The 21,577-nt window shown below is 44.5% G+C and carries 21 protein-coding genes; 18 read left to right on the forward strand and 3 right to left on the reverse strand.

Annotated features, from left to right (window positions below; genetic code table 11):
- Positions 1 to 5: 5 nt before the first annotated feature.
- Complete coding sequence (locus K5620_RS08600; RefSeq protein WP_016400557.1) at positions 6 to 1,439, forward strand: sigma-54-dependent transcriptional regulator; 1,434 nt, start codon at positions 6 to 8, stop codon at positions 1,437 to 1,439.
- 51 nt (positions 1,440 to 1,490) lie between these two features.
- On the opposite strand, the gene K5620_RS08605 is transcribed toward K5620_RS08600, so the two are convergent.
- Positions 1,491 to 1,904 carry a helix-turn-helix domain-containing protein gene (locus K5620_RS08605; protein WP_016400556.1) on the reverse strand — a complete coding sequence of 138 codons (414 nt, stop codon included), beginning with the start codon at positions 1,902 to 1,904 and terminating at the stop codon, positions 1,491 to 1,493.
- 104 nt (positions 1,905 to 2,008) lie between these two features.
- Here K5620_RS08605 and tmpT point away from each other — a divergent pair, with 104 nt between their 5' ends.
- The 4 genes from tmpT (at position 2,009) to K5620_RS08625 (ending at position 6,551) form a co-directional block, all read left to right on the forward strand.
- Positions 2,009 to 2,644 (forward strand): thiopurine S-methyltransferase, encoded by a 636-nt coding sequence (gene tmpT / locus K5620_RS08610; protein ID WP_016400555.1) that lies wholly within the window; start codon positions 2,009 to 2,011, stop codon positions 2,642 to 2,644.
- A 168-nt stretch (positions 2,645 to 2,812) separates the two neighbouring features.
- Positions 2,813 to 4,933: an LruC domain-containing protein gene (locus K5620_RS08615; protein WP_016400554.1), complete on the forward strand. Its 2,121-nt coding sequence runs from the start codon at positions 2,813 to 2,815 to the stop codon at positions 4,931 to 4,933.
- Positions 4,934 to 4,937: 4 nt separating this feature from the next.
- On the forward strand, positions 4,938 to 5,480 hold the full coding sequence (locus K5620_RS08620) for a hypothetical protein (RefSeq protein ID WP_016400553.1): 543 nt from the start codon (positions 4,938 to 4,940) through the stop codon (positions 5,478 to 5,480).
- A gap of 12 nt (positions 5,481 to 5,492) precedes the next feature.
- The gene (locus K5620_RS08625; RefSeq protein ID WP_016400552.1) at positions 5,493 to 6,551 is read left to right on the forward strand and encodes a glycosyltransferase family 4 protein; all 1,059 of its coding nucleotides are present in this window, start codon (positions 5,493 to 5,495) and stop codon (positions 6,549 to 6,551) included.
- A gap of 160 nt (positions 6,552 to 6,711) precedes the next feature.
- On the opposite strand, the gene K5620_RS08630 is transcribed toward K5620_RS08625, so the two are convergent.
- Positions 6,712 to 6,888 carry a hypothetical protein gene (locus tag K5620_RS08630; RefSeq protein WP_016400551.1) on the reverse strand — a complete coding sequence of 59 codons (177 nt, stop codon included), beginning with the start codon at positions 6,886 to 6,888 and terminating at the stop codon, positions 6,712 to 6,714.
- 886 nt (positions 6,889 to 7,774) lie between these two features.
- Between K5620_RS08630 and K5620_RS08635 the strand changes: the two genes are divergently transcribed.
- The 9 genes from K5620_RS08635 (at position 7,775) to K5620_RS08675 (ending at position 15,507) form a co-directional block, all read left to right on the forward strand.
- The gene (locus K5620_RS08635) at positions 7,775 to 9,364 is read left to right on the forward strand and encodes an ABC transporter substrate-binding protein (RefSeq protein ID WP_016400549.1); all 1,590 of its coding nucleotides are present in this window, start codon (positions 7,775 to 7,777) and stop codon (positions 9,362 to 9,364) included.
- An 11-nt stretch (positions 9,365 to 9,375) separates the two neighbouring features.
- Positions 9,376 to 10,329: an ABC transporter permease gene (locus K5620_RS08640; RefSeq protein WP_016400548.1), complete on the forward strand. Its 954-nt coding sequence runs from the start codon at positions 9,376 to 9,378 to the stop codon at positions 10,327 to 10,329.
- Positions 10,326 to 11,135 carry an ABC transporter permease gene (locus K5620_RS08645; RefSeq protein WP_016400547.1) on the forward strand — a complete coding sequence of 270 codons (810 nt, stop codon included), beginning with the start codon at positions 10,326 to 10,328 and terminating at the stop codon, positions 11,133 to 11,135. The genes K5620_RS08640 and K5620_RS08645 overlap by 4 nt, the downstream gene beginning before the upstream one ends.
- Complete coding sequence (locus tag K5620_RS08650) at positions 11,110 to 12,492, forward strand: ABC transporter ATP-binding protein (RefSeq protein ID WP_016400546.1); 1,383 nt, start codon at positions 11,110 to 11,112, stop codon at positions 12,490 to 12,492. The genes K5620_RS08645 and K5620_RS08650 overlap by 26 nt, the downstream gene beginning before the upstream one ends.
- A gap of 368 nt (positions 12,493 to 12,860) precedes the next feature.
- Positions 12,861 to 13,352 carry a hypothetical protein gene (locus tag K5620_RS08655; protein ID WP_040306881.1) on the forward strand — a complete coding sequence of 164 codons (492 nt, stop codon included), beginning with the start codon at positions 12,861 to 12,863 and terminating at the stop codon, positions 13,350 to 13,352.
- 2 nt (positions 13,353 to 13,354) lie between these two features.
- Positions 13,355 to 13,909 carry a nucleotidyltransferase family protein gene (locus K5620_RS08660; RefSeq protein ID WP_215426342.1) on the forward strand — a complete coding sequence of 185 codons (555 nt, stop codon included), beginning with the start codon at positions 13,355 to 13,357 and terminating at the stop codon, positions 13,907 to 13,909.
- Positions 13,910 to 13,961: 52 nt separating this feature from the next.
- Positions 13,962 to 14,306, forward strand: a complete 345-nt coding sequence (locus K5620_RS08665; protein WP_016400544.1) for a VOC family protein — start codon at positions 13,962 to 13,964, stop codon at positions 14,304 to 14,306.
- A 102-nt stretch (positions 14,307 to 14,408) separates the two neighbouring features.
- On the forward strand, positions 14,409 to 14,903 hold the full coding sequence (locus tag K5620_RS08670; protein WP_016400543.1) for a P-loop nucleotide/nucleoside kinase family protein: 495 nt from the start codon (positions 14,409 to 14,411) through the stop codon (positions 14,901 to 14,903).
- A gap of 70 nt (positions 14,904 to 14,973) precedes the next feature.
- Positions 14,974 to 15,507, forward strand: a complete 534-nt coding sequence (locus K5620_RS08675; protein ID WP_016400542.1) for a cysteine hydrolase family protein — start codon at positions 14,974 to 14,976, stop codon at positions 15,505 to 15,507.
- A 64-nt stretch (positions 15,508 to 15,571) separates the two neighbouring features.
- On the opposite strand, the gene K5620_RS08680 is transcribed toward K5620_RS08675, so the two are convergent.
- Entirely contained in the window at positions 15,572 to 16,543 is a 972-nt protein-coding gene (locus tag K5620_RS08680) for a glycosyltransferase family 2 protein (protein ID WP_051147569.1), read from the reverse strand.
- Positions 16,544 to 16,596: 53 nt separating this feature from the next.
- Here K5620_RS08680 and K5620_RS08685 point away from each other — a divergent pair, with 53 nt between their 5' ends.
- The 4 genes from K5620_RS08685 to K5620_RS08700 all read left to right on the forward strand — a co-directional run bounded on the left by K5620_RS08685 (position 16,597) and on the right by K5620_RS08700 (position 21,518).
- Entirely contained in the window at positions 16,597 to 17,991 is a 1,395-nt protein-coding gene (locus tag K5620_RS08685) for an O-antigen ligase family protein (protein WP_016400540.1), read from the forward strand.
- 149 nt (positions 17,992 to 18,140) lie between these two features.
- Complete coding sequence (locus K5620_RS08690; protein ID WP_016400539.1) at positions 18,141 to 19,145, forward strand: glycosyltransferase family 2 protein; 1,005 nt, start codon at positions 18,141 to 18,143, stop codon at positions 19,143 to 19,145.
- On the forward strand, positions 19,145 to 20,110 hold the full coding sequence (locus tag K5620_RS08695) for a glycosyltransferase family 2 protein (protein WP_016400538.1): 966 nt from the start codon (positions 19,145 to 19,147) through the stop codon (positions 20,108 to 20,110). Before K5620_RS08690 ends, K5620_RS08695 begins: the two co-directional genes overlap by 1 nt.
- Positions 20,097 to 21,518, forward strand: coding sequence for a lipopolysaccharide biosynthesis protein (locus tag K5620_RS08700; protein WP_016400537.1), 1,422 nt, complete (start codon positions 20,097 to 20,099; stop codon positions 21,516 to 21,518). The genes K5620_RS08695 and K5620_RS08700 overlap by 14 nt, the downstream gene beginning before the upstream one ends.
- The last annotated feature ends 59 nt before the right edge of the window (positions 21,519 to 21,577 follow it).

A 21,577-nucleotide genomic window follows, 5' to 3' on the forward strand; every position in this document is an offset into this window, starting at 1 on the left:
AAGCCATGGGAAGTGAGTTAACAGCCTCCGTATTATTGGTCGAAGACAGCGAAACGCTTGCTGCCACCTATCAGGCTTATTTAAGCAAAGAGAACCTAAAATTAGCGCGCGTTGCCACCGGTGGTGCCGCGATTGAGTTCTTGTCTAAGCAATCTCCGCAAGTGATGTTATTGGATTTAAACCTGCCAGATATGGGCGGGATGCAAGTATTAGAGTGGATGGTAGAACGTAGCTTGCCCACCTCGGTAATTATTATTACTGCCTATGGCTCGGTAGATATTGCTGTTGACTCGATGCGTTTGGGGGTGGTGGATTTTATTGAAAAACCTTTTGATGCCAGCCGTTTAAAAGTGACCGTGAATAATGCACTTAACCTTCATAAGCTAAAATCTTTAGTCGAAAACTACCAAGCGGATGCAGGGCGCGATAGCTTCCATGGCTTTATTGGCAGCAGCCTAGCCATGCAAAATGTATATCGCATGATTGAAGCGGTAGCACCAAGTAAAGCCACAGTGTTTATTACCGGTGAAAGTGGTACCGGCAAGGAAGTTTGTGCCGAAGCCATTCATAAGCAAGGTACCCGTTCCGACAAACCGTTTGTGGCGATTAACTGTGGCGCTATTCCTAAAGATCTCATGGAGAGCGAGATTTTTGGTCATGTTAAAGGCGCATTTACCGGTGCCTCGTCGATGCGTGCAGGTGCAGCTTCACAAGCCCACGGTGGAACCTTGTTTCTTGATGAAATAGGCGAAATGGACATGGAGCTACAAACTAAGCTACTGCGCTTTGTTCAAACAGGCCGTTTTCAAAAAGTAGGTGGCAGCCAAGAAGAACAGGTGGATGTTAGGTTTTTGTGTGCCACCAACCGCGACCCCTGGGAAGAGGTGCAAGCTGGCCGATTTAGAGAAGATCTTTATTATCGCTTGTATGTAGTGCCAATTCATTTGCCGCCATTACGTGAAAGGGGATTAGATGTTCCCGGCATTGCGCAAAAGTTTCTGCGTCGTTACGCCAAGGAAGAGGGTAAGCAATTTCGCCGCTTTTCAAGTTTAACCGCTACGGTAATGAGCAACTATGATTGGCCGGGGAATGTACGTCAGTTGCAAAACGTTATTCGCAATATTTGTGTATTACACGATGGCAAGGAAGTACTCGCTAGCCAGCTACCACCTCCGATAAACCAATTGGTACCAGAAGGTGCCATCGGTAAAGATGGTCGACACCCAGAAGAAGTCGTTACCGAGGAACAAACTGATACTGGCTTAAACGGCGTTAGCCAATATCAAATTCAACCGCTGTGGATTACTGAGAAGGAAGCCATCGAACATGCGATAGACCATTGCGATGGTAATATTCCTAAAGCTGCAGAATTGCTGGATGTAAGTCCTTCTACTATTTATCGCAAAAAGCAATCATGGGAAGAAGCCGAAGCAAGTTAGGTTTGCTTTTACCAAGATGCAAAAAGGCCCTGTTTAGCAGGGCTTTTTACTTTAGGCTTGTTTGAGTTTGTTATTAGGTTTGCTCGATTTCTTACTGGCGATGTTAAGTAATCGGCGAAAGGTAGGGCATTCGAAATGATTAGCTGCTTTGCATTTTGCACTGTGTCTTAAGCCATCACGCATAGTTGTGAGAGCTTTGATTGTTTTGTCTAATTCATCGGCTTTGGCATTTAGCTTGGCTCGGTCTACTTGCGCTCCAGTTGATGTGAGCATGGGTTTTATTTCAGTTAATGAAAATCCAGCTTGGCTGGCTAAGCTAATAAATGCCAGCTGTTCCACAACCTTGCTATTAAACTGGCGTCGCAATCCCTTTCGTGAACTAGATTTAATCAAGCCTTGTTGTTCATAGTAGCGCAGTGTTGAAGCGCTAAGCCCCGAGGCCTTTACTACTTCTGCAATATCCATCTTTTTTACTCTTGACTTAAAGTCGACTTTAACTTGTAAACTAGTGGATAAGCTTGCTTAGCGCAACGCTTTTTGCAGATTAGAAAGATTTTAGGGGGGTAAACGTGCACGAACAATTTTGGCATCAAAAATGGGAAAAAGACGAAATCGGTTTTCACGAAGGAGAGGTGAACCGCTTTTTATATGAGTACTTTAATGCTCTCAAACTAGCAGCAGGTGCGCGAGTGTTTGTTCCTTTGTGTGGGAAAACGCGAGACATCGCCTGGTTGTTAGACAATGGGATGAGAGTAGTGGGCGTAGAGCTTAGTGAGCATGCCATAAAGCAGCTTTTTGCAGAGTTAAACTTAGAGCCAAAAGTAGAGAGCTTAGCTGACGGCCTACATTACACCAGCGCAAATATAGATATTTTTGTCGCTAATATCTTTTGTCTAAACAGTGAGTTATTAGGCGAAGTGGACGCAATTTATGATCGTGGTGCTTTAGTGGCCTTACCGGAAGACATTCGCACGCGCTACGCTCAAACGCTACCAATTCTCACCAACAATGCACCGCAACTAGTGGTTACCTACAACTACGAACAAAGCCAATATTCCGGTCCTCCTTTTGCGTTAGCAGAGTCTGAAATAGAGCGTTTATATGCATCCATTTATGCTTTAAAGAAACTCGCGAGCAGACAGGAAACAGAAGGGTTTGCCAAGGGAATAGATGTTGAAAACGCAGTTTGGTTGCTAGGGAGTTAGATTGCTTTAGTTCTTCAGCTATTCTAACTGATTTGCAAGATGCAAAAGTGTCATTCTATTCAATGGGAGTGAGTACTTAAATTCATATAAATCATATTTTTACAAATCTGGCTTGGCTCTTGCTGATAAGCAATTACTAGCCTCACAAAGTAAACGATAGGATTGAATATGAAACCTTGGAAACCTCTCGCTTTTGCCATGCTCTGCTCGCCATTGAGCTCTTATGGTGCTGCGTTCTCAAGTTGCCCTACACAAGCTTTTTTGGTTCAGCAAAATGTGGCGCAATTGTTCGGTGTTAATTTGGCCACAGGCTTTTACCAAACCTTGGCCGATGATATGGGCACTACCGGAAAACTCAACGCTTTGGGTTTTAACCTCCACGACGATTACCTTTATGCTTGGAGTTACCAGCATGGCACCTTGGCAAGAATTGGTGATGACTACCAAATTGAGCCACTCAGCCTAGATTGGAATGGCATTGACAGTAATGTGAGTTTTTATGTGGGCGATGTGGCTGTTAGCCATAACGCACACTACCTCTATCGCAGCGGTTCATCGCGCGGCTTATACCGTGTGTCACTAGATGAAACTGATAGTGACTACCTACAAATGCAGCGAGTAATTGATGGCAGTGCCTTAAACTTGCGCATTTTTGATATGGCCTTCCATCCCGATAACAACATGCTTTACAGCGTTGATAACAACGGTAACTTATGGAGCATTGACGCTAGCAACGGCAATAGCCAAAACCTCGCAAATGTTGGTCAAACTGGCACCTTTGGCGCGGTTTACTTTGATGTTGATGGCAACCTATATATTAGCCGGAACAGCGATGGTTCAGTATTCAAAATTGATGTTTCAGAAAGTAACCCACAAGCACAGTTTTACGCTCAAGGACCAGCCTCTGGCAATAACGATGGCGCCCGATGTGCAATCGCCCCGATTGTTGCCGAAGATGAAGCCAATATCGATTTTGGTGACGCACCAGATAGCTTTGGTACTTCTTTAGCCAACAATGGTGCTCGCCATCAGTTAGTAGAAGGTGGAATTCACTTAGGCACCTATGTAGACGGCGAGGCCGATGCTTATGTGTATCCGAAGAGTGATGACAGCTCTCGTTTATTAGACGATGAAGATGGCATCGCCTTTGTGACCGACGTACAAGTAGGCCTAGATTTTGTGGTGCAGGTAGACAGCTCAGCTAATGGCTACTTAAGTGCTTGGATAGATTTAAACGGCAACGGCGTATTCGATTCACAAGAGCAAGTACTAACCGACCAAGCTGTTGTAAGTGGGGTGCAATCACTGCTAGTGAGTGTGCCTGAGGGCTACGAAAGTGGTGACCGCTGGGCACGTTTTCGGATTAGCTCGGCAGGCGGTAACGCCGCCACGGGTGGCGCACCAGATGGTGAAGTGGAAGACATGCAAATCTACGTGGGCGACTCGGCCACTCAGGTTAGTTATTACCCAAGTGCTGATGGTTACGCCACGGTGGCCTTTGAAGATAACTGGCCTGCCGAAGGGGACTACGACCTTAACGACCTAGTGGTTAACCTGCAAACTAAGGTATTAAGTTTTGCTGAAGGTGATGTTGCAAGAATAGAACTGCAAGGTGAAGTAAGAGCGGTTGGCGCAAGTTTTCATAACGGCTTTGCGATCCGTATTCCAGGGATTGATAAATCGTTGGTGGATGTTGCTGCCATTCGATATGAAATAAATGGACAGCTATTGGATAGCCCGGTACTGGATGCAAGCACTAGTGACATTACCGCGATCATTGCCAGTAACGTGCGCGATTATATTAATAATCAAAACCAGTGTGACTTTTACAAAACGCAAAGCGATTGTCGTGGCGAAGGTCAACTTCACTTTAAAGTATTGTTGCCAATGCTTGAAGGTGTTGCGGCCAATAGTTTACCTAGTGCCCCGTTTGATCCGTTTATCTACGCAACCGAGCATGCTCGTAATCCTTATTTTGCAAACTCACCAGGCCGTGGCTTAGAGATCCACGCTAAAAATCAAAGCCCAAGCTCACAAGCCGACGATACCTTGTGGGGAAGCATGGATGATGTGTCCAACCCAGCGGCTAATTCCTACTACCAAACTGGCAATGGCCTGCCTTGGGCAATCATTGTGCCTTACAACTGGCAGTATCCATTTGAGCGAATCAAAGTAAGCGATGCCTACCCAAACTTTATTGAATACGCCCAAAGTGAAGGCCAACAAGCCAGTGACTGGTACTTGCTGGAAAATGCCCGCAGCGAACTTATTTATCAAGATCAGGAGTAAGACCATGAACAAGTTAATCAATGTAAACCGTATCTTAAGTAGTGGGCTATTGGTGTTAAGCAGCAGCTTGTTAGTGGCCTGTGGCGGAGGCGGCGGTGGAGGTGGCCAAACCGAAGTTGTTGAAACGGTAGAAACTGAACCAAGCCCAGAGCCAACAACACCTGTAGAAACAGTGCCCGAGCCAAGCCCTGAACCAACGCCTATTGCAACCAGCTTAGAAGAGGTACAGGTAGCAGAGAGTTTTATTTTTAGTAATCAGCAAGATATAGAGTTGCAGGTGTCTTATCCAATGCTGGGAGACGAACGAGCTTACTTAAACATTTGCACCCAATGGAAAGATATGGAGCAGCAAAGTCTAGAGTACAGTTCTTGTGTATGGCGTGGTCAAATTAGCCAATCACAAATGGCGCTAGATATAACTTTGCCTGCTCATGCCAGCACTTTAGTGGCGGAGGTTTGGCAGCTATCGTCTGGCAACGTGACTCGAGTTCATCAAGAGTTAAGTTTGGCAGAGTTAGGTGTTACTTCACCGAGCTTTTCGTTTTAAGAGGTCAATGTGATGCAGGCATATCATCATGGTGAGATTGTTCCTCAAGCGCATTCTGTTTGGTTGTTTATCGACAGCCAAACAGTGGGCGGTATAGAGAGCCACGTGTTCAATTTGGCCTTAGCGCTTCATCAACGAGGTCATGCTGTATGTGTTGTGTTTTGGAAGGCTTATATCAAGCCTCATCCTATGCTTAGTCAGTTAGAGCAAGCTCAAGTACCTTGGTTAATACTCGACGGCGCGATAGCTAGTTTGTTGCATGCGGTGAATAACTTCTCTCCAAGGCTAGTACATAGCCATGGTTACAAAGCGAGTTTAGTTGGGCGCGTGTTACGCTGTATTAAACCTATCAAGTTGGTTTCTAGCTATCATGCTGGTGAAATTAGCCAAGGGCGTTTAGCCTGCTACGACTGGTTAGATCGTAACACTGCGTGTTTGTCGCAGGCCAGAATTGCTATTAGTAGAGATATAGCCAAGCGTGTTGCAGCGTCTAGCATGATAGTGAATAACTTCGTGCAAGTCCCTCCGTTTGTATCGACCTTAAAGTCTCGGCGACATAAGCGCCGTTTAACCATTGGCTTTGTTGGTCGGCTAACAGAAGTAAAGGGGCCTGATCGTTTTTACCAATTGGCTAAGGCCATGCCTGAGCTAAACTTTGTGGTGTTTGGTGAGGGGGCTTTATTGCCAAGTGATGAGCACAAAAACTTAAGTAATCTAAGGCTACGCGGAAAACAAAACAGCATGGATACTTGCTGGCAAGAGCTAGATTTACTGTGTATGCCTTCACGAAATGAGGGCTTGCCGCTGGCGTCGTTAGAGGCCATGAGCAGAGGGATCCCGGTTATCGCCACTAATGTTGGGGCGCTTAGTGAACTCATTAAACACCAACAAAATGGTTTTATACTAGAAGGCTTTGAAGTGGAGCAGTGGCGTAAAGTCATTAAACGCTGGCAACAAAATGCTGATTTTCAGTATCAACTTGCTAAGCAGGCCAGGCAAACCATTATCGAGCGTTATTCCCCAGAAGCGATTATCCCGCAGTTTGAAAAGGTGTATAGCCAACTGGCTTAACGGGAGCTTGATTGTGCTTGTTTCCTGTTGCAATTTGCATTAATTCAAAATGCTTATCTGATGGATCTTAGGAAGGATAAGTATTTGCCGTTCTAAAAAACTAGCTGCATTCTCAGCTGAAAATGCAGCTCTAAAAGACCTGAAGTTAACGATTGTGGAATTACTTTTTCGTCTTCATTTTGCAATCATCTATAACCGCTTTGGTTATAGGGCCGCGAGACTGCTCGGTTTTCAATACCTTTGAACAGTCAAAATTATCGTTAAAAACATAAATGCCCATGGCTTGAACAGAGCTTGCTGCAAAGCTAAGAGCTAACGCTAAACTTAAAACTTTCATAGTGATTCCTTTTACAAAAAAGTTTTTATTACTGTAATGAGTGCAATGGCTGTCGACTTATTAACAGAGTTACGGAAGACGATTTGGTATTAACGATGACTAGTCATATTGTTAACTGCGTCACAAATCAGCTTCTAGGTAAAGGTTAGGTCAATGTTATGAAAATGTGAAGTTAAATAAAGGTCATTTTTTAATCAGATGTTGATTCTAAAGTGCTTTTTATTTTTTTGTTTTTATAATCAATCTCTTATTGTATTTGGTTTTTATTCATTTGCTTTTAAATTGACTTTATTGAAACGAAATTTCATAAAGGCTTGCGTGACTTGACTGTGCGAAGAAATCTTTAGCGGCTGGTTTTGTTCAATTTTTATTGGCTTGCTTACATTTGGCATGAGCTCTGTTTTAGAAAACTTCTTTGTTGCGTGCTTAGGCCCTATATCGTTTTATTTGTTAATTGCTATCTTGGCTGTGATTTGCAATTGAAATGATATAACATCACATTTATTCGTATCCCACTGTTGCTACTGTGTTTTATTTCAGCCGCTTCCAATTTAATAAATTGCTAATACTGGCGATGCTCATTATCCCTGTGGGGTTGAGTAGCCTTTCGCTCGTTCATGCGATGGAGGTGGAGCAGCATGTTCATGAACAGCACCAGTGTGAAATGTATGATGCGATGCTTAATGCAATAAGCTATCCAGTTATTTCAGTCACTTTAGTCGCTCTTACTAAGTGCTCTCTTAGCTTTAGTACATTAGAAGAAACCGCCTGTTTTACTGCACTTCCAAGAACGCGCTCTCCGCCTCTGCGATTCTAAATTTTCTACCGAGTATCTTTTCAAAATCTCCTTTTTTATAGCGTTAAATGGAATACGTTAGGAACCCTTATGACTGAAATATCTTATAAACCCAAGAACAAATTCAAGCGTGGTGCGTTGCTTGTTGTGCTCGTACTCGCGGTTGTTGTTACCGCTGTAATGTTTAAAGACTCCAAAAAATCTGAGTCTTTAACGCCAAGCAAAGCTAATACTTTATCTATTAGTGGCCCCTGGGAAATGACCAGTTTAGACCCCTCTAAACAAGGCTACATATTAACCCGTATGCAAGTGATTGAGACGCTGTTAAACGTGGACGAACGTGGCGCCATTACAGCAGGATTAGCAACGCAGTGGCAGGTGAGTGAAGATGGGCTGAACTGGCAATTTACTTTGCGAGATGGAGTGACCTTCCACGATGGCTCGTCTCTTGACGCTAATGTAGCTGTTCATTCTCTTAAGGTTGCTCAAAGTAAGCACGGTACTTTAAGCAAAGCGGAAGTCGTGAACATTTCTGCACTTAGCGACAATCAAATTGGTATCGAGTTAGCTAAACCGTATGTGGCGTTCGCCGCGCTGCTAACCAACTATTCAAATGCCATTTTGGCAGAAAAATCCTACCAAGAAGATGGTGCGGTACTAGAGCTATATGGCAGCGGCCCATACCAAATGGAAAGCTTTTCGCCGCCTCATAAATTAACCGTGAGGAAGTTTGATGAGTACTGGGGAGAAAAGGCTCAAATCAGCTTTGCAACTTACTTAACTGGTCACCGAGCCGAAAGCCGGATTTTGCAGGCTAAATCTGGCGAAGCTGACATAGTGTTTACCCTAGACCCAGCCATGCTTAGCCAACTTGAATCAAGCACTGAGTTAGCTGTTCACAGCAATCTAATCCCACGAACTATGTTTGTGAAGTTAAATGCTGGTCACCCCTTCCTTAGTGATGTTAAAGCTCGCCAAGCCTTGAGTATGGCTTTAGATAGAGCCGCCATTAGCAAAAATGTACTGGGCGCTGAAGGTTCTGAAACTGCACAACTTATGCCTAGCTCTATGTCGCAATGGTTTATTGAAGGAGTTGATAATAATCCTTACAACTTAGAACAGGCGCAGCAAATACTCAGCGGTTTAGGTTGGCAAAAAGGTACGTCGGGATTGTTAGAGCGCGATGGTAAGCCATTTAAAATTACTATGATGACATATGCAGACCGTCCTGAACTGGCTACAGTAGCAACGGCCATTCAAGCGCAGTGGGCCAAACTTGGCGTAGATCTAAAAGTAGATGTAACTAACTCAAGCATGATCCCGGCGGGTCATACCGATGGTTCTTTAGAAATGGCGCTTATTGCCCGCAACTTTGGCTTTAGTGCCGACCCTTTACCCATTATTAGTAGTGATTTTGCCAACGGTGGTGGCGACTGGGGAACCATGAACTGGGTTAATCCGCAGGTAGATACTGCCATTGCTGAGTTGCTAAATTCCAGCCAAGCTGAGCAATCTTTTGCCTTAAGCCAAGAGGTGGCGCAAGAGATCTATCAGGATACTCCAGTGCTACCTATTTCTAGCTACAGCCAACATACGTCGGTTAATGCACGAGTGAAGAACTTTAAGTTCGACCCCTTTGAGCGTGATTACTTCATCAATCAGATGTATTTCGAACAGTAGGAACGTAAACGATGTTGTGGGATCTAGCTAAAAAGCGCTTATACCAACTTATTTTGGTTGCTTGGGGAGTGGGTACGCTGACTTTTGTATTGATGCGTAGCCTACCAGGAGATATGGCTTATAGAATTGCGGCCAGTCGCTACGGGCAGGATAACGTTGATTCAGCAGCGGCAGAACTTGTTCGCCAAGAATTAAACTTAGACCAAGGTTGGTTGAGTAGCTACGTTAGTTGGTTGTTAGACCTACTGCAGCTTAACTTAGGTAATTCACTGGTAAGTGGATTACCGGTTAGTGAAATGGTTTTACATCAACTAGGCCATTCATTGCTGCTAGCAGGGGTTGGCATTGCCTTATCGATATTGATTGCGCTGCCTTTAGGTACCTTAACGGCTAAAGAAGTATTGAAGAAAAAAGGCGGCGTGATTAATTCGCTGGTGGTGTGGTTTTCTACCTTCACCCGGGCAATGCCAGTATTTGTATTGGGTTTGATACTAATTTTGCTGTTCGCCATTGAGTGGCAATGGTTCCCGGTAGCAGGTTACGGTACTTGGCAACACCTTGTTTTGCCAAGTGTAACCTTAGCGATTAGTTTAGCAGCGGTATCAAATCGGGTGGTTCACAATAGCGTAGGCCGGGTGCTTCGCTCACCCTTTTATCTATTCTCCCGAGTAAAAGGCTTAACCGAGAATCAAACCTTTTTTCGCCATGGTGTGAGAAATATGGCGGTGCCCGTTGTTGCTTTTATTGGTATTCAACTGGTGAGCGTGATTGAGGGGATAGTGATGATTGAGTCTCTCTTCTCTTGGCCTGGTGTTGGCCACGGCCTTGCGCACGCAATTTTTGCCCGCGATATTCCGGTTATTCAAGGCTGTGCCCTTACCATGGGGGTGTTGTTTGTATTGCTAAATAGCCTGATAGATGTGTTGTGTTACTGGATTGATCCAAGAGGTCAGCTAGAGAAATGATGAAGCAATTAAATTTAAATCAAAAGCTTGGCTTAATTATTCTGCTTGGGCTGCTGACGTTTTCGCTATTAGTGGCTTGCTTGTCTCCACATAGTATTGATGAGCAAAACTTAGCACAGCGTTTATTACTGCCAAGTGCCAACAATTGGCTGGGTACCGATCATTTTGGTCGAGATATGATGACCCGTTTAGCCAGTGCTATCGGCTTGTCATTTAGCTTAGGCGTGCTTTGTGTTGTTAGTGCCTCTGTATTAGGTGTAACGCTTGGCGTTTGTTCTGCTTGGGCGGGAGGCAGAGTTGAGCAAGCTCTAGATGTGGTGGTGAATATACTACTCGCGCTACCTGGTTTGGTGTTGGTGTTATTACTTTCAGCACTGGCGCCGGGTTCATTTTTAGTGATGTACCTCGCTATCTCATTGGTGCAGTGGGTTGAGTATTATCGCGTAACCCGCGCAATTACGCGAACCATTGTCGATAGCCCCGAGCGGCAGGTTTCCGCCATGATGGGCTTTGGTAAATGGTATCAGTTTAAGCGTCACATTTGGCCAGCCGTCGCTTCGTCGGTATTTACCATGGCAGCCTTTGGCGCTGCGAATGCCATTTTAATGATGGCATCGCTGGGCTTTATTGCGGTAGGTATTCAACCACCATTGGCCGAACTGGGCTTAATGAGTGTGGAGCTATTTCCGTTTTATATTGAAGCACCCTGGGTACTCGCTCAACCCTTACTCGTGGTTGCTCTATTGGTGTTAGGTTTTCATTTATTAGCAGGAGCGAGCCGTGAATCTCTTAATTCAGCTGACTGATCTTTCGATTAACGCCAAAGAGCTTGAGTTGCTTCAACCCTTATCGCTTCAGTTATACCAAGACAAACCTTTAACTATTCTTGGCCAAACTGGCTCGGGTAAAAGCTTGTTGGCTCAAGCCATTGTGGGTTTGTTACCTAGCGAATTATCGCAACAAGGTAAAGTAGAAGTATTTGGTAAAGTTCATGAGCGAAAGTCACTCACCAGCCTTTGGGGCAAGCAGGTAATAATGTTACCTCAGGAGCCTTGGCGCGCACTTGACCCGTTAATGCCGGCTATTCAGCAAGTGTCTGAAGTTTACGAGTGTTTGCACAATCTCGACGAAGAAACTGCATTTAATCGCGCAATAGAGGACTTAGACCGAGTCGGCTTGAAAAGTAGCGCCTTAAAACGCCCTGGGCAACTATCCGGTGGCATGGCGCAGCGTTTAGCGGTATCTGCGGCAACAGCTGGTGGAGCAAAGTTGGTGCTAGCCGATGAGCCAACAAAAGGGCTTGATGTAAGCCGCAGAGACGACATCATTCAATTGCTAATCAACAGTGCCAAGGGTGGTGGTTTGCTAACCATTACTCATGACATAGAAGTTGCACGCCAGATTGGCGGTGAGATTATTGTGATGAAAGAAGGGGAAGTGGTTGAACGGGGTAGTGCTGAGCAAGTATTGGAAAATCCTCAACACGCTTATACCCAATTGCTGATTGCCGCGGATCCACGCCACTGGCAACAGCGTGAGAAAAGCCAAATTGCTAAAACCCCAGTACTCGAAACTAAGTGTTTAGTGATAGGTCGCAATGGTACAGCGCTGTCGAAGAACATCGATTTCACCATTCACACTGGCGAAGTGGTGGGGGTGGTAGGTGATAGTGGTTGTGGCAAAAGCACTTTAGGCGATACTTTACTGGGTTTACTTAAGCCGGTTGATGGCCAGGTGAACAAGTTAAAGAACGACGCTAAACCTTACCAATGGTTGAAGCTTTACCAAGACCCTCCTGCGGCAATTACCTCTAGTGTTTCACTTGGAGTATTGTTGGAAGACTTGCTCAAGCTGCACAAGGTAGAGCGCGAGCGTGTGCCGGATTTAATGAACAAACTTAACTTGGCACCAGAGCTTCTCGCGCGAAGAAGCACCGAGGTGTCAGGGGGAGAATTGCAGCGTTTTGCAATTTTGCGTGCTTTGTTACTGGATCCGGTATTTTTGTTTGCCGATGAACCCACCTCTCGCTTAGATCCGGTAATTGCAAAAGAGGTGACCGACCTACTAGTGGATTTGGCGAAACAACAAGGTTGTGCGCTGTTATTAGTAAGCCACGATCCCTACATGATTGAGAAGCGCTGCGATACCGTAGTGCGCTTGTAAGGTGAGTTAATTTACAGGTAAGCGTATAAAGGCGGTTTAGCTAAGCTGGGCCGCTTTTATTCGTTTTGGCGCTTCACAATTAAGTTACCCAGTTTTATTGGCCTAGAAGAGAGAGAGCTAATCACCTGATTCGCTAATAAAAGAGGCTAAGTTTCAACTCCATCCCCGGTGTGTCTGCCATAGATTTCTATCAACCAGCTTCTTATCTGAATCAAAGTTCTCATGGTTAGTCTGTTTACCGTATGATTTTACCTATTTTTTTGGTATTTATTAGTAAGGTTGTAGATAAGTATCTGTTGGCTTGTAAGCTAGGCTATGCTTGCAAGGACGCATAGATTAAATGTTAGGTTTATAGGTAAATTTTGATTATGGATGCAGTATTACCAAGAGAACGGAATTACATTCAGATCTTCATGGCATCCCTAGCGCCTCTTCCATTCCTATTATTTGTAGTAGCTCAAGCTAAAGGCTTGAGTGCGTTTACGCTCATTATTGTCCTAGTAGTTATGCTGGCTTCATTTGTGTTTTGGTTTAAAAATGGTATGAAGCCTTCTGCTTGGATTAAAGCCGGAAGTTTGTATATTCGTGATGGCGCTTTCGGTGAAATCTGTATTCCGCGCAATAAAGTCCAATTTATGCGTTACGAGTCGTTTCACTCTCAGTACATTTCAAAAGGGCGCACCGGTGAAACAGTTGCAATGCATAAGCTACTCGTCAAAATGGAAGGATTCCAAGAGTGGGAAGTACCTATCAAGGACTTAGTTGAGCTAGGAGCTGACTTGAGGCTATATAAGTTTATTAAAGACAATTTTTACGATGTTGTATTAGCTAAAAAGCCCTATCAATCGCGTCAAGTCTAGCCGTGAATAGCGGGTGCTGGGACATCAATATTATCGAACTGATAAAACAAGATCCTGTTAGGGTTGCGGCGATAAACCTAGTGTTTGAGTTGAGCTTGCCTCAATGCTACTTGGCGGCTGGGTTTGTCCGAAACTTAGTGTGGGATTATCTCCATCAAAAGTCTGTTCCAACGACACTTAACGACGTTGATGTCATCTACTTTGACGCCAATGAGGCCGACTTAGATACCCATTTGAGCTATGAAAATGCTCTTCGTCGCAAACTACCTTCGCTCAATTGGCAGGTTCGCAATCAAGCCGTGATGCACCATCGCAACGGGGATTTACCCTATCAAAGCGCTATAGATGCAATGCGCTATTGGCCGGAGAAAGAGACCGCAGTAGCTATTCGCAAAACAAGCCTCTCAAGCTATGAGTGTGTTTCTGCATTTGGTTTCGAATCGTTATTTAATCTAGAACTTACATTTAACTCCAAACGTTCACTTGAAGTTTTTGAACATCGTGTAAACTCAAAAAATTGGTTGGCACAGTGGCCGCTGTTAAAAATTTCGCCATAAGCTCGTGTTAGCTGCCTTTATTCGTGCAGTGGAAATATCAGAAGGGATAAACATGAAAGTACATTACCTTGAGATCGTAACTTTAGATGTTGAATCTGTGTGTAAAGCTTACGCGCTGGCTCAAAGCATCAATTTTAGTGAGCCTGATGAAATGCTTGGTGGTGGAAGAACTAGTACCTTAGCAGACGGCAGTATTATTGGGGTTCGTGCCCCTTTACGTGAAACTGAAACTCCGGTGGTGCGCCCTTATTGGCTGGTTGGTGATATTGATGACGCCGTTTCTACTGTTAAAGCCCAAGGGGCTGAGATAGCAGTGCCGCCATTAGATATTCCCGGGAAAGGAAAGTTTGCAATTTATATACTTGGCTCAATTGAACACGGTTTTTGGCAACTATAAGTAATTGGCTGATTAGCTGTTTTGCACTTAACAAGCTAATTTATATTTTGCCTATTTGATCTTATATTCCTCTCATAGAATAGACATAAAAGGATGTTAAAAATGGCTAGGCTAATTATAGTTTGCGGCGCAACAGGGGCAGGTAAGACAACCTATTCTCTCTCTATTTGTGAAGACATTGGCGCTGTTAAATTCTCGATAGATCCTTGGATGCAGACGCTATTTGCTAAGGATATGGTGGAGCTCGATTTCTCGTGGATGATGGAGCGGGTAGAGCGTTGCTACCAGCAAATATGGGAAGTGAGTGAGCAAATTTTAGCATTAGGTGGAAACGTTGTTCTCGATTTAGGTTTTACTACCAAAGCGCTACGAGACATTTTTGTAAATCATGCTAAGGCTTTGAAAATAAATGCTGAAGTTCACTACATAGAAGCTGCGTCGGAAACACGAAAGCAGCGAGTCGCTAAACGCAATATGGAAAAAGACCCTAAAGTATATTCCTTTGAAGTTACCGACATGATGTTTGACTTTATGGAAGGCAAGTTCGAGGTGCCTGATGACATGGAGTTAGAGCATGGCTGCAAGGTGAGCTTATAACTAGGTATTTTGGTTTTGCCGCGCGGCGAAGCTTCCCCTAAAGCGGCATTAGCTTAATCAGAGGATATTAATGAAATCTGCAGTATTGGTTATTGATGTTCAGTCGATTTTATTCGACCCAGAACCTCAACCATTTGAGTCTCAAGTGGTTCTTAACAAGATAAATCAAGTTACCAGTTTGGCGCGCGCAAAGTCTGTCCCGGTAATCTTTATTCAGCACGAACATGCCAATTCTGTCATTGAGTATGGAACCGAGGGCTGGGCATTGCAGTCTAGCCTAGTAACTCAAACGGGTGATCATTTTGTTCGCAAAACCACTCCCGATTCGTTTCTAAATACCAACCTTGAAGAGTTATTGAAAGAGCTAGCCGTTGATAGCCTAATTATGTGTGGCTATGCCTCTGAGTTTTGTGTGGATACCACTGTTCGCAGAGCGGCTGGTTTAGGCTATCCGGTAGTGTTGGTCTCTGATGCTCACACAACTCACGATAAAGAGCACGCTAGTGGCGCTCAGATTCGAGCCCACCATAACGCTACCCTAGCTAATATCTCTAGTTTTGGTGTAAAGATAGAAGCAATAGAGACTGCTAAGCTTTGGCCGTGACCGCAAGGTTTACGCTTTAAAACAGTTTTTATTTTAAATGCCTTAATAACAATAAAACCCTAGGCTATCTCAGCATTAACAAATTACGGGTGTCCGCTAAGGTTTCTATAATGCGTCGGCGATTTGGGGAATAGTAAAGAGCTTGAACTCTTGAGAATATTGCTGATAGCCGCAGGCTTTGTTCATTGTATAACTCCGCTTCTGCGGTGGCGATGCGAGCTTTGGCTTGAGCTAAAGCTTTTGGTGATTGCTGTTTTACTGCTTGCGCATAGCGCTGATAGATAATGTGCATGGCTTTAATGCGTAGCTGACTTTTACTGCTTTCAGAACCATCGCGCATTAGGTATTCGCAATCAACATGGTTGCTAATGCCAACAGGGCCTAGTAATGCCAACTTTAGCCACAAGTCCCAATCTTCTGCCGAGGGCAGTTGCTCATCAAAAGCGAAGCATTTTAGTAAGGCTGTGCGTGATGCCATTACCGTAGAGGTGCCAACCACGTTTTCTGCAAACAAACTTGCTGCGGCATCGGGTTTAAGTTGGTAGCCCTTTTGTTGTTGGCTTAGGGCTTGGTAGTTTGGCCAAAACTCGAAGCAAGTGCCTCGGTCTTCGCCATTTTCTCCCACATGACGGTAATCGGTAAAACTAAAGCTTAACTCAGGCTTTGCTTGATGAAATTCGATTTGGCGTTGTAGTTTGCCTGCTAACCAAATGTCATCGGCATCTAAAAAAGCAATAAGTGGCGCTTTTGCTTGTTGAATGGCGATATTACGAGCCACTGCCGGGCCTTTGCCGCTGAGTTTAATGCTGCGTAGATGCGGTGTTTTTTGTTGTTGGTTTTGCAGCCATTGCCAGGTGCCATCGCTAGAGTTGTCGTCTACTACAATAACTTCCAGCTTATCTACGTTTTGTTGTTCAACGCTTGCTAAGGCTTGTTTTAAGTAGCTCAAACAATTGTAAGTAGGGATCACTACACTGCATATGGGTTGGCTATTCACTAAGTTAGGCATATCAATCTCCTGGATAGTAGCTGGCATTCAGCTTGCTTATACAGCTACATAAGCAATCTGAATGCCAGAGAGTAATGTAAATGAAAGCAGCCTTAAAAAATCAAGATCATAGCGGAATGCGACTCAAGCCTTTAGCTTGGTCATTATTGGTTGTGGCGCTGGTGGCTCTAATTTGGCTAAGGATATCTAACCCATTGATTCCTATAGTCTTAGGCGTTCTTCCTCTGCTTATTGTAATGGTAATGAAACAACCTTTCTGGGTAGTGCTTGGCTTTGTTTGTTTCTCATTTTTTCGTTTACACGAAGCTTTTCCTGCCTTGTATGTTTTACGTATTCCGCAATTATTGGCCCTTGCATCTTTAGCTTGTTTAGCTTGGCATTTATTCATTTCTCGCAAAATGCAAATCTACTGGAGTAAAGAATTAAGCTGCTTAATGTTGTTTGTGGCCTTGTGTGCGCTGGGGGTGATATTTGCCAGTAGCAGACCGACAGCAATGGCATATTTTAATGGGGTATTTAGCAAGATAGCCTTGATGACAGTAGCGATTGCTTGGTTAATGCGTCGCCCCAAAGATTTTGAGAGAGCAGCCGTTGCCTTTTTTGTTTGTGGCTTAATGATTGCGACAGTTGCCTTACAAAATGCCGCCGCCGGTATAGAAATGGTAGAGGGCACCCGAGTAACCATTGGCCGCTCGATGGGCTCGGTATTAGGAGACCCAAACGACCTCGCTTTAACCTTGCAGTTTCCCTTAGGCTTTGCATTGGCCTATAGCTTAAAGCGGGGTTTTTCGTTCACTCGCTTGCTAGCCATTGTATGTGCTGGAGCGATTATCTTAGCCATTTTGGCCACTCAAAGCCGAGGTGGATTGTTAGGCATTGCCACCATTTGTGCAGTGCTAGCATGGCGAAGAGTGGAAAATAAGGCGCTGCTAATTAGCGCCGGCGCCTTGGCATTACCGATATTGTTTATTCTGGCAGGCGTGTCGGAGCGTAGCTCGGGGGGGGCGGCCGAGTCGGGAATTGATGAGTCTTCGATGGGCCGAATTTATGCGTGGCAGGCTGCCTTTAAGATGGCTTTATATAACCCCATTACCGGGGTTGGTATTGATAACTTTTACGCTAACTACTATTTCTTCTCATCTCACTGGGACGGTAAGAATCATGCCGTTCATAGCACCTGGTTTGGGGTGCTGGCAGAAACAGGCTTTGTGGGGTTTATCGTATTTTGCGTACTGCTATTTAAAGTTTGTCGGCTCGCCCATCAAAATCTAAAGACCCTTGCACAACATGCCTCGAGTAAACATACTGGCTTGTTCTCCTGCGCTGAAGGGGTGTTTGCGGGTATGTTAGGCACCATTGTTTCGGGCACCTTCCTTACTCAAGGCTTTACTTGGCCTATCTATATTTTTACTGCCTTAGTGGTAGCGATTGCTCAGCTACTTCGTCAACCCATTGCAGAATGCAAAAGCCGCTAAAAAAGCGTTCCTTATTACAACTTCCTCGCTCTTATCTTATTGAATTTAAATAACTAATAATGGATGGCCTAGCTTTTGCTCTAGTGTTTCTATGACCTGAATTCGAACTCGAAATAACGGGTCGAAGAATAGCAAAAGAGGGCATCGCCATGTTTAACGTATCTATTATTGTTCCTGTCTATAAATCTGAGCAGTACCTAGCAAGTTGTTTGAGCTCACTGGCCAAGCAAACGCTCGAACATGTTGAGGTAATAGTGGTTATTGATGCCTCTCCAGACAACTGCGCAGCGATTGCTGGTGAGTTTTGTATTCAATATCCAGAACGCTTTCGCAAAATTGTATTGGAAAAAAATGTGGGTGTGTCGATGGCTCGCAACATTGCCATGCAGTCGGCGCAGGGTGAATACATTGGTTTTGTAGACAGTGATGATTATGCAGAGCCAAATATGTTTGAACTGATGTTTTGCAAAGCGCTCACAACCAATGCCGACGTGGTGAGTTGCCAAATGCGCTCTTTTGAAACGCATGCCTCAAGTGTGGAATACCACAACATTCCTACTAAAGAGTATTACGACGATACCTTTGTGACTAACAAGCTATTTCGTCGTGTTTATCTACTTTCCAAGCAAATAAATTTTTATAGCAATGTGATTTTTGAAGATGAACCTTTTGCGTATACCGCACGCTTTGCCACCGAGAATGTAGCTGAGGTTAATCAAGTGCTTTACAACTACCGAATGAGCCCAGAAGGCTTGTGCCGTGGAGATAACCACGGTCGATTCAACCTCTATGATAAGCAGTTGATGCTGGCAAGGTTTTTAGCCGATATGGAGCGCAGGGGCGCTATTGAAGATCATGCGGTGGAGCTGCTGCAGTGTTTAGCTAATCACGCTTTAAGCGCACTTTATTATCATATTTCGGCTGTTGATTTGTTGGGCTTCTTTAGTTTTATCGACCATCTAGTGGGTAAGTACCGTTTGCTTGAGCGCTGCGCAGTTGTTCCCCAAGAATACAAAGTAAGCCGTTATTTAAAATTTAGAGGCTCGGCCACACAAATTGTATTGCTGAGTTATTGGGTAAAGGCGCGCCAGTACAAACAACAGCTTTCTGCAGGGCTGTTATCGCCCAGTTTGAGTAGTGAAGGAGCTAAATAATGGAAAGTGTATTTGCTTCTCAGGTCAGTGTATCGGTGGTAGTTCCGGTGTTTAATACCGAGCAATACTTGTGGGAATGTTTAACTAGCCTAGAAAACCAGCAACTAAGCTCACTGGAAGTTATTGTGGTGATTGATGCTTCACCGGATAAGTCTTATCAACTAGCGACGCGTTTTGCTCAGCAATCCCATTTAGCAATTCGCATTGTTAACCTAGATAAAAATGTAGGTTTAGCACAAGCACGAAACATTGGAATGAGCCACGCTAAGGGCCAGTACCTTGGATTTCTAGACAGTGATGATTACGTAGATGAAAACATGTATCAGCATTTGTTTAATGAGGCCAGCCAGCAGCAAGCGGATTGGGTAAGTTGTGGTTTTAGTAAGTTTTCTGCCCACGGGGTAGAGTGCTACGCCCATCAAAATATCAGCGAGAATACCTCGGTATGTAACAAGCTATTTCGTCGAGAGTTTATTTTCGAGCATCAAATAGTATTTCCGCAAGGAGAGTTATTTGAAGATGAAATTTTCTCTTACATGGCCGAATTGTTCGCAGATACCGTGGTGCATATTGAGCAAGCTTACTACTTTTATCGGCATAATCCGCAGGGCATTTGTCGACGCGCTGGTGCTGACAAACATCGTTTGTATGCGCGTATGTCATCTATTGGCGATTTTATGCAGCGCATGGAGCAAAGCAAGTTGTTGCCTAAAGCTGCGCCGCTGTGTTTGGAAATGCTTTGTCGGCATGCTTATTTGCAGTTAAGAACTCAAGTGAGCTGGTTCGACTTACTCTGTTACTGGCGCTTTACCCAGCACCTCATCGAAAAATATCAGCTAAACAACAGTGACTCGCAAACCCAAGATAATTATTTTGTAAGCAGCTTTAGTAAATGGCAAAGCCGAGAGTGGGCCCTTTGGTTGATTCGCATTCGAGCGGGGAGAGCCAATTATGCTGTGGAATAAACTTAAGCAAGCTCGCCAGTCCTTACAGGAAATGGGTATATACGGCGTACTCATGATTCTGCAAAAAGGCATTGGCTTAATGATGCTGCCAGTCACCACGCGCTATTTGAGTTTGCAAGAATACGGCGTGTTAGAAAGTCTGGTAGTGATTTTTTCTCTGTGTTCGCTGCTAGAAATAAGTGCAGGTGCTTTGCCACGTTTTTACCCAGAGTGTAAAGATGCCGCGGCGAAAGCGAACCTTATTTCGTCGTCTGTTTTATTGAGTTTGAGTTACGGCCTGGTGTTAGCCGTATTGGCAGGAACAGCACTAGCCCTAGCACCGCTAGAGGTGTTCTCTCAGTTAAGTCTTATTCAGTTAGCTGGCGTTTCTGCGGTTATTGCTTTATCCATTTCTTTGCAGCCTATTATGATGTGGCTGCGCATTGAGCGTCGTGCTGACAGTTATTTCTATTTAGTTGTGGCGCAAGCGAGTTGCCAAGTAGTGATGACTTTGTTTGGTTTGCAGCAAGGCTGGGGAATGGATGCGGTGATTGTTGCTAGCGTTTGTGCCAATGCTTTAGGTTTAAGTATTGGTTTGTGGTTTTGCCGTAAACAGTTGAAGTTGAAGTTAGATCTTGCCCTTGCCAAGTTAACTTTAAGTTATCAACGCTGCTTAATTGGCGCTTCGCTCGCACTATTCATCATGCATGGTTTAGATCGGCTGCTACTAGCAGAGTGGTTAGGTGCAGAAACGTTAGCCCAGTACGCCATTATGATTAAAGTGGTAGAGGCTACCGCCATGGCATTTGGTGTATTAGAAAGCTGGTGGTTACCACGCCGGTTTACGGTGTTACAACAAAGCAACGGCGTAAATGAAGTGAGTGTGATTCATCAGCGTTTGCTGCTCGCGGTGATGTTATTGATTTTGTCTGCTGCGTTATTTGCTCCCATAGTGCTTAAGTGGGTGCTGCCAATAGAATACTTAGGTGGCATTGAATGGTTGCCTTTAATGCTATTGGCGCTGGGCTTTAAGTTAGCCACTGCAGTAACCGATATTGGTTGCTACCTACCAAATAGCCCTGTTTGGCTGCCGCGGATTAATGCTTTGTCGGCGTTGATGGCGATAGGTTTGTATTACCTACTTATCCCTAAGTGGGGTGTTTGGGGGCTGATTGTGGCTACCAACAGTGTATTTGCTTTGCGCTTTATATTGTTCACCGCACTGAGCTTACGCTTACAGGCCTTGCCTTATAAAGTAGCTGTGCTGCTCAGCGCTTTACTCCCTCCTTTAGGTTTGCTTCTAATCGTTCCGTTTATGGCGGCTTCTATCTGGACCTCTTTATTACCGGCCATTGGCTTAAGCTGGTTGTTGGTATGGGCAATGCCATTGGTAAAGCCCAAAATGCATTTTAAGAAGGCTTATGCTTGAGCCCCAAAGAGCGAATTGCAAACTGCAATTCGCTCTTTGCTTTCTTTTTAAGTTATTGA

The organism is Agarivorans albus, from assembly GCF_019670105.1.
Classification (GTDB): Bacteria; Pseudomonadota; Gammaproteobacteria; order Enterobacterales; family Celerinatantimonadaceae; genus Agarivorans; species Agarivorans albus.

Excerpts from the sequence above, each read along its gene's own strand:
- K5620_RS08600 (WP_016400557.1), top strand. The coding sequence starts at position 6 with ATGGGAAGTGAGTTAACAGCCTCCGTATTATTGGTCGAAGACAGCGAA.
- K5620_RS08605 (WP_016400556.1), bottom strand. The coding sequence starts at position 1,904 with ATGGATATTGCAGAAGTAGTAAAGGCCTCGGGGCTTAGCGCTTCAACA.
- K5620_RS08615 (WP_016400554.1), top strand. The coding sequence starts at position 2,813 with ATGAAACCTTGGAAACCTCTCGCTTTTGCCATGCTCTGCTCGCCATTG.
- K5620_RS08620 (WP_016400553.1), top strand. The coding sequence starts at position 4,938 with ATGAACAAGTTAATCAATGTAAACCGTATCTTAAGTAGTGGGCTATTG.
- K5620_RS08625 (WP_016400552.1), top strand. The coding sequence starts at position 5,493 with ATGCAGGCATATCATCATGGTGAGATTGTTCCTCAAGCGCATTCTGTT.
- K5620_RS08630 (WP_016400551.1), bottom strand. The coding sequence starts at position 6,888 with ATGAAAGTTTTAAGTTTAGCGTTAGCTCTTAGCTTTGCAGCAAGCTCT.
- K5620_RS08635 (WP_016400549.1), top strand. The coding sequence starts at position 7,775 with ATGACTGAAATATCTTATAAACCCAAGAACAAATTCAAGCGTGGTGCG.
- K5620_RS08640 (WP_016400548.1), top strand. The coding sequence starts at position 9,376 with ATGTTGTGGGATCTAGCTAAAAAGCGCTTATACCAACTTATTTTGGTT.
- K5620_RS08645 (WP_016400547.1), top strand. The coding sequence starts at position 10,326 with ATGATGAAGCAATTAAATTTAAATCAAAAGCTTGGCTTAATTATTCTG.
- K5620_RS08655 (WP_040306881.1), top strand. The coding sequence starts at position 12,861 with ATGGATGCAGTATTACCAAGAGAACGGAATTACATTCAGATCTTCATG.
- K5620_RS08665 (WP_016400544.1), top strand. The coding sequence starts at position 13,962 with ATGAAAGTACATTACCTTGAGATCGTAACTTTAGATGTTGAATCTGTG.
- K5620_RS08670 (WP_016400543.1), top strand. The coding sequence starts at position 14,409 with ATGGCTAGGCTAATTATAGTTTGCGGCGCAACAGGGGCAGGTAAGACA.
- K5620_RS08675 (WP_016400542.1), top strand. The coding sequence starts at position 14,974 with ATGAAATCTGCAGTATTGGTTATTGATGTTCAGTCGATTTTATTCGAC.
- K5620_RS08680 (WP_051147569.1), bottom strand. The coding sequence starts at position 16,543 with ATGCCAGCTACTATCCAGGAGATTGATATGCCTAACTTAGTGAATAGC.
- K5620_RS08685 (WP_016400540.1), top strand. The coding sequence starts at position 16,597 with ATGAAAGCAGCCTTAAAAAATCAAGATCATAGCGGAATGCGACTCAAG.
- K5620_RS08690 (WP_016400539.1), top strand. The coding sequence starts at position 18,141 with ATGTTTAACGTATCTATTATTGTTCCTGTCTATAAATCTGAGCAGTAC.
- K5620_RS08695 (WP_016400538.1), top strand. The coding sequence starts at position 19,145 with ATGGAAAGTGTATTTGCTTCTCAGGTCAGTGTATCGGTGGTAGTTCCG.
- K5620_RS08700 (WP_016400537.1), top strand. The coding sequence starts at position 20,097 with ATGCTGTGGAATAAACTTAAGCAAGCTCGCCAGTCCTTACAGGAAATG.